Genomic DNA, 13,498 nt, shown 5'->3' with positions numbered 1-13,498 from the left:
TCTCATGCGCTACACGGCCTTCGGCCACCGGACCGGACTGCGCGTCTCCGAGTACGCGCTCGGCACCGCGAATTTCGGCACCGGCTGGGGCTCGGGCGCCGAGCCCGACGAGGCCCGGCGGATCTTCGACCGGTTCGCCGAGGCCGGCGGCACCTTTGTCGACAGCGCGGACGGCTACCAGTTCGGCGAGTCGGAGGAACTGACCGGAAAGCTGATCTCCGCCGACCGCGACCACTTCGTCCTGGCCACGAAGTTCGCCCTCGGCACCGCCCCGCAGCCGGACATCTCCAAGACCGGCAACAGCCGCAAGAACATGGTCGCCTCGGTCGAGGCCAGCCTGAAGCGCCTGGGGACCGACTACATCGACCTGTTGTGGGTGCACTTCCCCGACGAGCTCACTCCGATCGAGGAACTCCTGCGCGGGCTCGACGACCTGGTGAGCACGGGCAAGATCCACCACGCCGCGCTGTCCAACTTCCCCGCCTGGCGCGTCTCGCGCGCGGTAACCCTCGCGGACCTGAAGAACTGGGCCCCGATCGTGGGCATCCAGCACGAGTACAGCCTCGTCGAGCGCACCGCCGACCGTGAGCTGCTGCCGATGGCCGAGAGCCTCGGGCTCGGCGCCGCCCTGTGGTCCCCGCTCGGCGGCGGACTGCTCACCGGCAAGTACCGCCGCTCCGTCGAGGGACGCCTGAGCGACCTGGGCATGGTCATCCACACCGAGAGCACCGGCCAGAAGACCGCCGTCGTCGACACCGTCCTGGCGATCGCCGAGGAGACCGGCGTGACGCCCGCCCAGGTGGCGGTGACGTGGGTGCGCGAGCGTGCCGCCCGATCCGTGGCCACACTCGTCCCGATCATCGGCCCGCGCAATCTCTCCCAGCTCGACAGCTACCTCGGCGCCCTCGACGTCCAGCTGACCGATGAGCAGTACACCCGCCTGGCCGAGGTCAGCGCGGTGCCGCTCGGCGTGCCCCACGAGGGGATCTCCGCTTCCCTGGACCGCCTCCAGGGGGGCGCCGCCGACCGCGTCACCGCCCCGGTCGTGCCGGTGGCCTGACGGGTGAACACGGCTGAGGACGAGGTGCGCCCGCGCCGCAGCCAGTAGGGCAACACAAACTGTCTCGTACTGGGAGAAGCCCGGGCGAGCGGAGACCTCGACCTTTCACGGACGGGACACGGAACGGAGACGACGATGAAGGCTTTCATGGTCGAGAAGTACGGCGACCAGGCCGGGATGCGCGCCGCCGAAGCACCCGCCCCCCAGGTAGGTGCCGACGACATCCTTGTCAAGATCCACGCGGCGGGCGTCAACCCGCTGGACCTCAGGATCCGCAACGGAGACTTCAAGGCGTTCATGCCCTACCGTCTCCCGCTCATTCTGGGCAACGACCTGGCGGGAACGGTCGTCCGGGTCGGCCCGTCCGTCACCCGCTTCGCGGTGGGCGACGAGGTGTACGCCCGGCCCGACAAGGACCGTATCGGTACCTTCGCCGAACTCATCGCCGTCCACCAGGACGACCTGGCGCCCAAACCGGCCACCCTCACCATGGCCGAGGCCGCTTCCCTCCCCGTGGTCGCCCTCACCGCATGGCAGGCACTGGTCGAGCGGGCCCGCGTGCGGCCGGGCCAGAAGGCCCTCGTTCACGCGGGCGCCGGCGGCCTCGGCTCCATCGCCGTCCAGCTGGCCAAGGCGCTGGGCGCGCACGTGGCCACCACCGTGAGCACCGCCAAGGTCGACCTGGCCAAGGACCTCGGCGCCGACGAAGTCATCGACTACCGCACCCAGGACTTCGAAGAGGTCCTCGACGGCTACGACATCGTCCTCGACAGCCTCGGCGGCGAGAACCTCGCCAAGTCCCTGCGCATCCTCAAGCCCGGCGGCACGGCCATCTCCGTCGCGGGTCCGCCCGACCCGGCCTTCGCCCGCGAACTCGGCGCCAACCCGGTCCTCCGCCTGGCCATGACCGCGCTCAGCTTCAAGACCCGTCGCCAGGCCAAGCGCCTCGGAGTGACGTACTCCTTCCTGTTCATGAAGGCCAGCGGCGACCAATTGCGCGACCTCACCCCCCTCATCGACACCGGGAAGATCTGCCCCGTCGTCGACCGCGTCTTCCCGTTCGAAGAGACCCTCCAGGCCATGGAGTACGTCGAGAAGAGCCGCGCGAAGGCCGGCAAAGTCGTCGTCGCGATGACGTAAGGGCGAAAACGAGTCCCAGGCGCCGGTCACCTACGACAGCGACAAGACCTCGCACACCCCACTCCCCCGCCACACCACCTCAGGACCCGGCCATGAGCACACCGTCCAGTTCACCCGCCCCGATGTCGTACAAGAACACGCCGAACCGCTCCGTGTCCGTGCGTGGCGTGACCTTCGCCTATCGGCGGCTCGGTCCGGACGACGGCGTACCCCTGATCCTCCTCAACCACCTGTCCGCGGTGCTGGACAACTGGGATCCCCGCTTCGTCGACGGACTCGCCGCCCGGCGGCCGGTGATCACCTTCGACAACCGCGGCGTCGGCGCGTCCGGCGGCTCAACGCCCGACACCATCGAGGCGATGGCCCGCGACACCGTGCTGTTCATCCGGGCCCTCGGGTACGACCGGGTCGACCTGCTCGGTCTGTCGATGGGCGGCTTCATCGCCCAGGTCATCGCGGCAGAGGAACTCGATCTCGTACGCAAGCTCATCCTCGCGGGCACGGGACCCGCCGGAGGCCCCGGCATCGACAAGGTCACAAGCCTCACCATCAAGGACACCATCAAGGCCGTCCTGACCCGCAAGGACCCGAAGCAGTACCTCTTCTTCACCGACACCGCGGGTGGCCGCCGGGCGGCCCACGCCTTCCTGGACCGGCTGAAGGAGCGCACGGACGACCGCGACAAAGCCATTTCACTCTCGTCGTTCCGCGCCCAACTGAAGGCCATCCACCACTGGGGACTCCAGGCACCAGCCGACCTGTCGCGCATCCACCAACCGGTCCTGGTGGCCAACGGTGAGAGCGACCGGATGATCCCGAGCGTCAACACAGTCGACCTGGCAGCCCGGCTGCCCCAGGGCGAACTCGAACCCCTCTACCCCGACGCCGGACACGGCGGGATCTTCCAGCACCACGACAGATTCGTCCCGCGGGCGCTCGAATTCCTGGAACCGTAGCTGGCCGCCGGACAGGTCCATGGCCCCTGCCCCGCACTCAGCGAGACCGGCACCAGGAAATCCGTCCTCGCACATCGCCACCATGCACAGCGACCTCGGCCGGCTGTCCATGCGCTGCTTCGCCCACACCCTCGGCCCGGACAGCAGCAAACTCATTCGTGGGGATGACGGACGTCTCCGGGGTAGCTCCCTGAACCGGTGGGCCGACGGTCGGCATGGTGATCACCGAGGCGTTCCACCAGCATGTGCTGAAGGTTTCGGCATCGCCCCGGACAGCGGCCGTCGAGGCGGACGGCGAGATCTGTGACGGCGACTGGGTAGCTGAACTCACCGACGACGCCCTGGACGGCTGGCCCAAGGGCATGCGGCTGATCGTCAGGAGGGAACGACCGCACTCCGCGGCCCAGTAGCGGCTCACGGATGCGGACGGCATACGGCTGACCTGTTTCGCCATCAACATCTCAGGCCGGCCGATCGCCGCGCTCGGGCTACGTCACCATCCGCGGGCCCGGCCCGAGGATCGCATCCGGGCTGCCCGGGCCACCGGCCTGGACCAGGCAGCCCATACCGGATCTGGCTGGAGATCGTGCAGTTCGCTCTCGACCTGCCGGCCTGAATGCCGATGCTTGCCCTGACCGGCCAGGCTCTGGGAGCCCCGCCGACGGAGGCTCCGCTCGTTCACCACGGCTGGACAGCTCGTCACCACCGGCCGTCGGTGAATCCTCCGCCCGGCACTGGCCCTGAACCGGTCGCGTCACCACAGCCCTCGACCGGCTCACCCACCTGCCCGCCCCGGGCTGACCAGCCAATTCCCCGCCGCCTGGACAACACCTCACCACCCGGACCAGTGGAACCCGGCGCCGCCCCGAGGCGACAATCGGATCTTCGGCATGCGCACCCTCGACCCACGGCACGAAAACGGTCCACCGACTCCGTCGGCGGACCGTCATGGAACGTCGAGGCCGATGCACTGCTCGACGGGTTGAGTAGGTGTTTCTTCCCGGCCTCCTTCCGTGGGCAGCCACCGCCAGCCATGGGGGGAAAGAGGCTGACAACGCCGACCACCGCGGAGTCCGCGCCCCCGCCGAGCACACTTTTGCCGCGATGAAGAACTCAAGGTTTTCCGCGACTGCCGACAACGGGGCGACGGTCTCCATCACGCCGTCCGGGCCGTCACCGCATGTACAACCTTGCCCTGGCAACGTGATCAGGGCCACCAGAGATACGGCCCTGCCTCGCCTGAACGCAGCCTTCTGCGACGGGTTTTGGGCGGATGGGTCGGCGACAGCCTGGTGCCCCGGCCGAGACCGTGCCACTCGACTTCGATCAGTGCCGGCCCCTGGCGAAGCCAGGCTCGCCCCAGGCGACATGCCAATCACCCTAAAGCAGACATATGTAACTAATCTTATAAAGTTCGGCTTCGGTGCATGTCATCTCAGGGAGCCCGTTCATGAGGCATCAAGGCAACCGCTCATCCCGGCCGCCCCGGTGGGGCTATATGTCCAGGGTCGGGTTCATCGCCCTGGCACTCGTGCTGGGGAGCTCGTCCGCTGCGGTGGGTGCCGCCGCGGAGATCCCCGCCCCCTCCGCCGCGAGCTCCGTCGTCACAGTGAAGACCGGCGGCGATCGCGACGGTGACGCCACTGTGGCACCGCTCGCGGGCGTGCGGCTGGCCCTTTACGCCAGCGAGAGCGCCGCCACGCCCGTTAGCGGCGGGTGGGGGCGCTGCACCTCCGATGCCGACGGGGACTGCAGCTTCACGGTGCCGGACACCGCGAGCGGCGGAGCCAACACGGGACAGCGGTTCTGGGTGCGGCAGGTCGACGGGGGTGTGCCGTCCGGGTGGTTCATGAACCCGAGCCTGCGCACCGGCTCGGGCAGTGGCTCGGGGTCGGTGGAATCGAGGTACCAGTTCCAAACGCCTGCGCTGGCGGGTGGTCAGACGTACTCCTCGTCCAGCGACTTCATGAAGAGCACGGCCTGGTCGTCGAGCCCGTACGTCGCTTCCGGCGGCGTCTGGCAGCAGTCGCGTACGAATCCGGAACTGCCACAGTCCTGCGGTCTGGACGTGGCCGTGGTGCTGGACCTGTCGGCGTCGGTCGGCAGCGCACTGCCCCAGCTCAAGCAGGCGACCGACCAGCTGACGGACACGCTGACCGGCACACCCTCACGACTCGCCCTCTTCTCCTTCGACCGCAACTCACCGAGCACCGGCACCACCAACCACCCGAGCCCGATGCCGGTGTCCACAAAGGCGGGCGCGAACGCCTTCAAGGACCTGTACGCGAACTGGACGCTCGGCTCGGGCACCAACTGGGACCAGGGACTGAACGCGGTCGCCCAGGCGGACCCGGTCTACGACATGGTCGTCGTGCTCACCGACGGCAACCCCACCCGCTGGAGCAAGCCCGCCACCGGTGACGGCTCCAACACCCACTTCGCCGACGTCGAGGGCGGCGTCTTCGCCGCCAACGCGGTCAAGGCGAAGGGCTCGCGCGTCGTCGCGGTCGGGGTCGGCAAGGGCGTCGAGGGAGTCTCCGGGCTGAACCTGAAAGCGATCTCGGGCGAGACGGCGTTCGACGAGGCCAACCCGAACCCGGCGACCGCCGACTACTACCAGACCACCGACTTCTCCGCGGCCGGACAGGCCCTGCGGAACATGGCGCTCACCCGCTGCGAGGGCACCTTGTCCGTCATCAAGCAGATCGTGCCCGCGACCACGGCGGGCGAGGACGTGACGGGAGCCGAACCAGCCGGCAAGGGCTGGCAGTTCGACGCGTCCACCACCGAGGTCGGGGTCGGCGGGCTGCCGGACACCCAGACCACCACGGACGACAACACCGGCGGCGTCGTGTTCAAGCCGACGTTCCCGGCCACTGTCCCCGACGCGGACGTCACGGTCGCCGAGTCCCAAAAGCCGAACCATTCCCTGGTCACACAGGCCGGGAAGAACGCGGTGTGCACCAATCTCGACGACGGCTCGGCGGTGAAAGTCACCAACACCGGGACAAGCAAGGCTCCCGGCTTCACCGTGGACGTCCCGCGCCTGTCGGCCATCAGCTGCGTCATCTACAACCGGCCCGCGCAGAGCGCGGACCTGACCGTCCACAAGAAGTGGACGGTGGACGGCACGACCTACGATCACGCCGACCGCCCCGACGGCCTCGACGCAAACCTGACGCTCACCGGCCCCGCCGGTGCGGCTGCCTCCGACCAGGACTGGGGCGCCACGCGGGAGGGCTACACCGTCGGCGACACGGCGACGATCGCCGAAACCCCGACGCTGCCCGCCTCCTGCGAGCTCGACGACAGCCGTCTGGTCTCCGCCAACGGCGCCACGGTCGACGAATCCCTGCCCTACGACGCCGAACTCAGCGCGGAACACAACACGTTCACCGTGGAGAACCAGATCACCTGCAACGCCCGCCTGACCCTGGTGAAGGACGTGGTGAACAAACACCAGGGCACCGCCTCCTCCTCCGACTGGACCCTCGCCGCAAACGGCCCGGACGACCTGTCCGGCGTCACGGGCACCTCTGAGGTGACAGACGTGGACATCGAAGCGGGCACGTACACGCTGTCCGAGTCGAAGGGACCAGAAGGCTACGACGCCGGCGCATGGACATGCCGGGCATCCAGTGGCGCCCTGCCGGCAAGCGACGGGAAGGTGACTGTTCCGGCCGGAGCAGCGGTGACCTGCACCGTCACGAACACCGACCGCCCCAGCACAACCCCCACCCCGACACCCACGCCCACGCCCACGCCCAGCGAGCCGGTTCCCAGTGAGCCCGCACCGACCAAGCCGACGTCACCGCCGGACCCCAACGAACTGGCCGAGACCGGAAGCACCACCGGACTGTGGCTGGGCCTTGCCGCAGCCCTGCTGGTGGCCACGGGAACCCTGTTCACCACCTGGCGGCTGCGCAGACGGTGACGGCAGAGGCATCCCTGGCGCGCTGCCCCGGTTGTGTTTAGACGTTGTCCTATGTGGTGAGGCGGAGTAGTACCTCAGCATGGGCCAGGCAGGCGACGTGGAGTTGGATTGTTCCGGATGGTTTGTGGGAGATCGTGAAGCCGCTGCTCCCGCCGTCGAGAGCGCGCCCGCAAGGTGGAGGGACGCCGGATACGCCTGATGAGACGTTGTTCGCCGCGATCATCTATGTGCTGGTCAGCGGATATGCCTGGCGGCAGCTGCCGCCCTGCTCTGGGATCTCGAAGTCGGCTGCCCATCGGCGGTTCCTGATCTAGTCCAGAGCCGGTTTCTGGGGCCGGCCGCACGAAGCCGTGCTCCAGCCCTGTCGGACGCGAGAGGACTGTCCCTGGTCGTCGGGATCTCCGCGGCGAACGTCCACGACAGCGAAGGACTGAAGCCGATGGTGGCGGGACTCCAAACGCAACACGATCCCCACCGAGGCCGCTACTCCAAGCCCCATAGCCTCCACGCAGATAAGGTCTACGACGTCCCCTACCTGCGGCGATGACTCTACAGACTCAGCCCCCGCTACGAACGCCAACCCCCCAACTACCTGGCCTTCCTCGGCCTGGCAGCCGCCCTGTGCTGCGGCAAGCGACGACTCCGCCTCACCACAGAGGACAACCTCCAAGCCCGACAAGTCGATTGCCCCGCGCTATCTGATCCAGAACGACCACCCCACGCTCCGTCAGAAGCAGCGTCGAACGAGCGTGACCGACAGCGACATCCGCGCATCGTCGCAGACCAGTCGAGGCCGCATCGCCGGGATCAACAAACGCGCGGGCCGCAACCGTGAATCGTATTTTCGAGCAGGACACCCCAACGTCTACTCATCCGCGCCACCCCCGCATTGGCGCTCCCGGAACGACTCGCCGCACACGGGTGGGACCACATCAGAATCCTGCAACTCGTCGACGTCTACTGGCGGGGCGGTGGGATCCCAAAGACGAGCGGGATGTACCGCTGTGCACTTGAACCTCTCGTCACGTGGTGAGGGTCCGACCGGCACCTGCCGGTCGGACCCTCCCTGTTGCTTTGGTGGCGGCTCCCCCTGCCCGCTGGTCAGACGGCGGCAGTGGTACCGAGCATCGCGGAAGCCTGTTGGAGCGGGCTGAGGACGCGCTTGGGCGCGGCGGTGCGGGGAGCGCCGGGGCAGGTGAAGCCGAGTCTGCCCATGGCCCGGAGGATTTCTCCGGCGCTGAAATCGCGACGGTCCTGGCGTGTGATGACCTGTCCGACCTGCTTGACGGGGTAGGTGCGGCGGCCGATGATCACGGACTCGCCGATGACCGGTTCGGGCTTGATGCCCTTCATGGACTCCAGGACGCCGCTCTTGGTGAGGTCGAACGGGAAGCGGGCGATGACACAGCGCATGATGCCTCACGGAGAGAAGACGGGGATGGCTCTGCGTTGGTGAGGCGGTTCAGCGGGCAAGGGCGAGGACGCCCAGAGCGCTGCCCTGCTCGTCGACGACCGGCAGCGCACCGAGCCGGTGGCCGTGCATTGCGTCCTGGGCTTCGGCGACTGTGGTCACGGGTGAGGTGAACGGGCCGCGGTTGTCGAGCATGTCGCGCAACTGGACCCGGTCGGTGTATGCGGAGTCGTCACGGAGGGCGATCAGCTGGGCCTGGGTGACAAGGCCGGTGCACAGGCCGTCGTTGTCGCAGACGAGCAGGTGCTCGGTATGAGCGCTGGCCATGACGGAGAGAGCCACTTCGATGGTCATGTCGTCGCAGACCTGCGGTCCGCCCGTATCCATGGTGTCCGCCACCGTCCTGAGCACGGGAGTGGCACTCGCCGGGCGGGGTTGCATCTGAACCAGCGTCAAAATGTGTCTCCTGCAGAGATGGGACAGTTTCCTGATCAAGGGTTCTAGGCCGCCGCGTCGAGGGATGACTGCCGCACCATGGCGCGCCGGGCAGCCGAGGCGGGGCTGCGTCGACCGCGGGAAGCCGAGCTGCGCTTGGGCCGCTCGGCCACCGGCGCGGTGATCGTCACGGGCATGCCGGAGGGAGCCTGTGCGCCGGTGATGCGGCTCAACTCCTCGTCTCCGGAGCGCACCTGGGCGGTCTGCGGGGTGATGCCCGCGGCGGCCATCAGGCGGGTCATGTCGCGGCGCTGGTTGGGTGTGACCAGGGTGACGACGCTGCCGGACTCTCCCGCGCGTGCCGTACGGCCGCCGCGGTGGAGGTAGTCCTTGTGGTCCGTGGGCGGGTCGACGTTCACGACCAGGTCGAGGTTGTCGACGTGGATCCCGCGTGCGGCCACGTTGGTCGCCACGAGCACCTTCACATGGCCGGTCTTGAAGTGGGACAGGGTCCGGGTGCGCTGCGGCTGGGACTTCCCGCCGTGCAGGGCCGCGGCGCGGACGCCGCTGCTCAGGAGGTGCTCGGTGAGCCGGTCGACGGCGTGCTTGGTGTCCAGGAACATGATCACCCGGCCGTCGCGGGCCGCGATCTCGGTCGTCGTGCGGTGCTTGTCCGCGCCGTGCACGTGCAGCACGTGGTGCTCCATCGTGGTGACCGCGCCCGCCGACGGGTCGACGGAGTGGACCACCGGGTCGGAGAGGTAGCGGCGCACCAGCAGGTCGACGTTGCGGTCGAGCGTGGCCGAGAACAGCATCCGCTGGCCCTCGGGGCGCACCTGGTCGAGCAGCGCGGTGACCTGGGGCATGAAGCCCATGTCGGCCATCTGGTCGGCCTCGTCCAGGACGGTGATGCCGACCTGGTTCAGCTTGCAGTCGCCGCGGTCGATGAGGTCCTTGAGCCGGCCGGGCGTCGCGACGACGACCTCGGCTCCACCGCGCAGGGCACTGACCTGCCGGCCGATCGACATGCCGCCGACGACGGTGGCCAGGCGCAGCTTCACCGAGCGGGCGTAGGGCGTCAGTGCGTCGGTCACCTGCTGCGCCAGCTCACGCGTCGGCACAAGGATCAGAGCCAGCGGCTGGCCGGGTTCGGCGCGCTGTCCGGCGGTGCGGGCCAGCAGAGCCAGGCCGAAAGCGAGGGTCTTGCCCGAGCCGGTACGGCCACGGCCGAGTACGTCGCGGCCCGCGAGGGTGTTGGGCAGCGTCGCCCCCTGGATCGGGAACGGAACGCGCATGCCGTGCGCAGTGAGCGAGGCCAGCAGCCGCTCGGGCATGTCGAGATCGGCGAACGCCTCGACAGCGGGCAGCGCGGGAGTGATCGTCTTCGGCAGGGCGAACTCGCCCTGGGCTACTGCGTGCCGGCGACCGTGGCCTCCCGGGCGGCTCGGGCCTCCGGAACGGCGCGGGGCGGGGGCGCCGAAGCGGCTGCCCCGGTGCGAACCGGCGTCGGAGCCAGAAGCAGGCGCGCCAATACGGCTGCGTGCGCGGGAAGAACGGTCGTTCGTACGTGAGGGGTTCATTCAGAACCTTCCTTGACACGGCACGCATCAAGGAATTCTCGCAGCACGAAAAACAGCGCAGGGAATCACAAGAACGGGCCGAACGAAATGCGAAAGCAGATCCAGCCTGCAATGGATGCGGTGCATGCAAGTGCAGGCGATGAAATGTGACGTCATACGGACGTGAAATACCGGACATCTACGGGTGCAGCTTCAAAGAGGCCAGCATCCCCGGAGGGACCTGCGGGCGCCAGTGTCCCACGAGGTAAGCCCCGGGGAATGTCCGTAGCTGGGGCCCGCACCCCGAGGGATGCGGGCCCCAGCTACAAAGTGCGCGTCAGCGTCAGGCGGGAACGATGTTCTCGGCCGTCGGGCCCTTCTGGCCCTGGGCGATGTCGAAGTTCACCTTCTGGCCTTCCTCGAGCTCACGGAAGCCCTGGGCGGCGATGTTCGAGAAGTGGGCGAACACGTCAGCGCCGCCACCGTCCTGCTCGATGAAGCCGAAGCCCTTGGCCGCGTTGAACCACTTCACAGTGCCAGACGCCATGTCATATCTCCTTGTGGGGCAGTACGCCGGGACCCGCAATCTACGGATACCGGGTCGCCGAGATGATGCCCCACCCGGAAAACTACCGGAAATACAAAACACTTCCTGCGGCTAAAAACAGCGACAAAAGCGTTGAAGTTTTTGGGAACCACTACTGCAACTAAGACCGACAGTAGCATGCGGTAGCGGCCCGCGTACGGTCGATAATTCCACTCCCTTCATCGCGGCAAACACACTGCCAGCGCGGCGCATTGAACTCTCATCCCGCGGTCACAGATATTGGGCCACCCAGAATGCAACGTAGCGTGTGACGCGGCCGCTATCGCCGACCATGGCCTTCACGATCAGTACGGCCACAGGGGATCGCGGCGTTGTTCATCTGCCCCGTGCGCATCGGCGCCATGCAGGCATGGGCGATGACCGGCCACCGGCGCACGGCGTGACCACTCAGGCGGGCCCGGTCCTACGCCTCCGGTCTCAGCCGTATTAGCCCGCTGCCGTCGGGTTCGCTGATCCAGCAGCTCGGCGGTATTCGGCGTTGATGCACTGAGCCTCTTCGAGCTGGTCTTCGAGGATGACGATGCGGCAGGCGGCCTCGATGGGGGTGCCCTGGTCGACGAGTTCCCTGGCGCGGGCGGCGATGCGCAGTTGGTAGCGGGAGTAGCGCCGGTGTCCGCCCTCGGAGCGCAGCGGGGTGATCAGGCGGGCTTCGCCGATGGCGCGCAGGAAGCCCTGGGTGGTGCCGAGCATCTCGGCGGCCCGGCCCATGGTGTAGGCGGGGTAATCGTCGTCATCGAGACGGCCGAACGAAGCGTCTGCTGTCATTGCACCTCTCTATGGAACGCGTGGAGGGGCCCGGGTGCTGTGTGGCACCCGGGCCCCGAAGGAACTGCTACACCATCTGCCGACCCTATTACCGCGTCGGCCTTCTGTTTCCGCTGACCCGACCGAGATGCTGTCGGGACTGCTGGGATCGCGGTTGCTTGACCGGAGACCACCTCACTATCGATGTCCTGCGGTACCCGGGCTCAAGACGTCCGCCCGGGCGATCCTGATGGCGCTCGGCTCCTCCGTTCTTTCCCTCTTGATCAACCACTTCTCGAACAGAAACTGCGCACTGCTAGTACTACTGGTGATGCGAACTGCTGGTGACCTGAGTAAGCGTCACTCTCCGGCAGCCAGCCCCGTCGCCACTCCCGCATCCGCTCTGGCTTAGAACCCCACTGCCGAACCTCCCGGTGCGCGCGCCCGCAGTCGACGCCTTCACCGAGGTGCTGCTCACTTTCACTGCTGGGTACCGCGAACTGCACTTACCGAACTGCGGTCCTGCTCACGGCGGCCCCTGATCACGGCGGGCCACCCGGTCCGGTCGCCAGCCCCGTCACCGTCCTGCACAACCCTGGCTTCGGTACTCCACCACCGGACCGTCCTGCATTTACTGCTGCCCGGCAGTTCGTTTCTGCCAGGCCTTGCTGTCTCTCTGGGCTACGAGAGAAACCATAGCCACACCACCACCCAATGTCTACTCCAGCCACCATAGATTTCCGCGTGTTCGACAGTGAGGTAATCGACCTCGAACAGCGATGGGAGGCGGGCGCGAGGTCGTCATAGCTGGATTAGGGGCCGCAGACCCGGGCAAGCGCACCGGACAGGCACGACCCGGCAATGACGATCCAGAGACGAAGGTGACCCTCATGGGCACGATGAGCATCGACGTCGCAGGCATCCGCTCCGCAACATCCATCGCCGGCGCACGCGGCAGCGCCCGGGAATTCCTCGACAGGCTCCAACGACCGGCGGTCGTGGCCGATGCTGCCGACACAGTGATCCTGGCGGTCTCAGAACTCGTCACCAACGCCCTGCGCCATGGCGGCGGCACCTGCACCCTGGAGCTGACCGCACACCCAGAGAGCATCGAGGTGGCCGTGCACGACCGCAGCCCGCAAGTGCCGCGCATGCGAACCCCGGACCTGAACGACGGCACCGGAGGATTCGGCTGGTCCATGGTCAACCGCCTCGCCCGCGCCACCGCAGTGACCCCGCGACCGCCCGGCGGCAAGACCGTGAGCGCCCTCTTCGCCCGGTAGTGCCAGACCACCGACGCCGACCAGTGTGCTGGGCAGCCTCCCCAAGAGGCCCTAACAGAAGCTGTGATCGTGTGGCTGTCGGCTTAGTCGATCGTTGTTGTCGTGGGTAGGAGGGATTCGCGGCCGTGGATCGTCTCGGACGAACTGTGGTCGCTCATCGTGCCGTTGCTGCCCCAGCCGGGTCCGAAGCTGGTGGAGGACAGACCGCGGGTCCAGGACCGGCAGGCTTTGTGCGGGATCTTGTTCGTGCTGCATACCGGCATTCAGCGGGAGCACCTGCCCCAGGAGCTGGGCTTCGGCTCGGGGATGACATGCAGGCGGCGCCTTGCCGCGTGGAACGAGGTCGGCGTGTGGGACGAACTGCACCTG

11 protein-coding genes and 3 pseudogenes are annotated in these 13,498 nt (G+C 67.7%); 9 read left to right on the top strand and 5 right to left on the bottom strand.

Going from position 1 to position 13,498, the window contains the following annotated elements:
* Window positions 1–4 precede the first annotated feature (4 nt).
* The 7 genes and pseudogenes from ACWFRJ_RS39295 to ACWFRJ_RS39265 all read left to right on the top strand — a co-directional run.
* Window positions 5–1,060, top strand: coding sequence for an aldo/keto reductase (locus ACWFRJ_RS39295; RefSeq protein ID WP_453542635.1), 1,056 nt, complete (start codon window positions 5–7; stop codon window positions 1,058–1,060).
* Between the two features lie 135 nt (window positions 1,061–1,195).
* Entirely contained in the window at window positions 1,196–2,200 is a 1,005-nt protein-coding gene (locus ACWFRJ_RS39290; RefSeq protein WP_453542632.1) for an NADP-dependent oxidoreductase, read from the top strand.
* Window positions 2,201–2,292: 92 nt separating this feature from the next.
* A complete protein-coding gene (locus ACWFRJ_RS39285) occupies window positions 2,293–3,156 on the top strand; it encodes an alpha/beta fold hydrolase (RefSeq protein ID WP_453542629.1) in 864 nt (287 codons plus the stop codon).
* Window positions 3,157–3,365: 209 nt separating this feature from the next.
* A pseudogene (locus ACWFRJ_RS39280) lies at window positions 3,366–3,900 on the top strand (transposase); the annotation flags it as partial.
* Between the two features lie 294 nt (window positions 3,901–4,194).
* Window positions 4,195–4,363: pseudogene (locus ACWFRJ_RS39275) on the top strand (IS5/IS1182 family transposase); the annotation flags it as partial.
* 291 nt (window positions 4,364–4,654) lie between these two features.
* Entirely contained in the window at window positions 4,655–7,090 is a 2,436-nt protein-coding gene (locus ACWFRJ_RS39270; protein WP_453542626.1) for a hypothetical protein, read from the top strand.
* 56 nt (window positions 7,091–7,146) lie between these two features.
* A pseudogene (locus ACWFRJ_RS39265) lies at window positions 7,147–7,745 on the top strand (transposase); the annotation flags it as partial.
* A gap of 446 nt (window positions 7,746–8,191) precedes the next feature.
* Here ACWFRJ_RS39265 and ACWFRJ_RS39260 read toward each other — a convergent pair.
* The 5 genes from ACWFRJ_RS39260 to ACWFRJ_RS39240 form a co-directional block, all read right to left on the bottom strand.
* Entirely contained in the window at window positions 8,192–8,503 is a 312-nt protein-coding gene (locus ACWFRJ_RS39260; RefSeq protein ID WP_453542623.1) for an SCO5918 family protein, read from the bottom strand.
* 49 nt (window positions 8,504–8,552) lie between these two features.
* Entirely contained in the window at window positions 8,553–8,957 is a 405-nt protein-coding gene (locus tag ACWFRJ_RS39255; RefSeq protein ID WP_453542620.1) for a CBS domain-containing protein, read from the bottom strand.
* 44 nt (window positions 8,958–9,001) lie between these two features.
* The gene (locus ACWFRJ_RS39250) at window positions 9,002–10,516 is read right to left on the bottom strand and encodes a DEAD/DEAH box helicase (RefSeq protein ID WP_453542617.1); all 1,515 of its coding nucleotides are present in this window, start codon (window positions 10,514–10,516) and stop codon (window positions 9,002–9,004) included.
* A gap of 322 nt (window positions 10,517–10,838) precedes the next feature.
* Window positions 10,839–11,042, bottom strand: coding sequence for a cold-shock protein (locus ACWFRJ_RS39245; RefSeq protein ID WP_409061201.1), 204 nt, complete (start codon window positions 11,040–11,042; stop codon window positions 10,839–10,841).
* A 486-nt stretch (window positions 11,043–11,528) separates the two neighbouring features.
* Window positions 11,529–11,867 carry a MerR family transcriptional regulator gene (locus ACWFRJ_RS39240; protein ID WP_453542613.1) on the bottom strand — a complete coding sequence of 113 codons (339 nt, stop codon included), beginning with the start codon at window positions 11,865–11,867 and terminating at the stop codon, window positions 11,529–11,531.
* A gap of 869 nt (window positions 11,868–12,736) precedes the next feature.
* On the opposite strand from ACWFRJ_RS39240, the gene ACWFRJ_RS39235 reads away from it, so the two are divergent.
* Together ACWFRJ_RS39235 and ACWFRJ_RS39230 are read left to right on the top strand one after the other, a co-directional pair.
* Window positions 12,737–13,129, top strand: a complete 393-nt coding sequence (locus ACWFRJ_RS39235) for an ATP-binding protein (protein ID WP_453542610.1) — start codon at window positions 12,737–12,739, stop codon at window positions 13,127–13,129.
* A 102-nt stretch (window positions 13,130–13,231) separates the two neighbouring features.
* Window positions 13,232–13,498: transposase (locus ACWFRJ_RS39230; protein ID WP_453542607.1), on the top strand; the 267-nt coding region annotated here is incomplete at its 3' end.

It is taken from the genome of Streptomyces sp. NPDC055239 (assembly GCF_053606205.1).
This window is presented reverse-complemented; position numbering and strand designations above follow the sequence as displayed.

What these genes read in the sequence shown, in the direction of transcription:
- ACWFRJ_RS39295 (WP_453542635.1), top strand. Translation starts at nt 5, where the DNA reads ATGCGCTACACGGCCTTCGGCCACCGGACCGGACTGCGCGTCTCCGAG.
- ACWFRJ_RS39290 (WP_453542632.1), top strand. Translation starts at nt 1,196, where the DNA reads ATGAAGGCTTTCATGGTCGAGAAGTACGGCGACCAGGCCGGGATGCGC.
- ACWFRJ_RS39285 (WP_453542629.1), top strand. Translation starts at nt 2,293, where the DNA reads ATGAGCACACCGTCCAGTTCACCCGCCCCGATGTCGTACAAGAACACG.
- ACWFRJ_RS39270 (WP_453542626.1), top strand. Translation starts at nt 4,655, where the DNA reads ATGTCCAGGGTCGGGTTCATCGCCCTGGCACTCGTGCTGGGGAGCTCG.
- ACWFRJ_RS39260 (WP_453542623.1), bottom strand. Translation starts at nt 8,503, where the DNA reads ATGCGCTGTGTCATCGCCCGCTTCCCGTTCGACCTCACCAAGAGCGGC.
- ACWFRJ_RS39250 (WP_453542617.1), bottom strand. Translation starts at nt 10,516, where the DNA reads ATGAACCCCTCACGTACGAACGACCGTTCTTCCCGCGCACGCAGCCGT.
- ACWFRJ_RS39245 (WP_409061201.1), bottom strand. Translation starts at nt 11,042, where the DNA reads ATGGCGTCTGGCACTGTGAAGTGGTTCAACGCGGCCAAGGGCTTCGGC.
- ACWFRJ_RS39240 (WP_453542613.1), bottom strand. Translation starts at nt 11,867, where the DNA reads ATGACAGCAGACGCTTCGTTCGGCCGTCTCGATGACGACGATTACCCC.
- ACWFRJ_RS39235 (WP_453542610.1), top strand. Translation starts at nt 12,737, where the DNA reads ATGGGCACGATGAGCATCGACGTCGCAGGCATCCGCTCCGCAACATCC.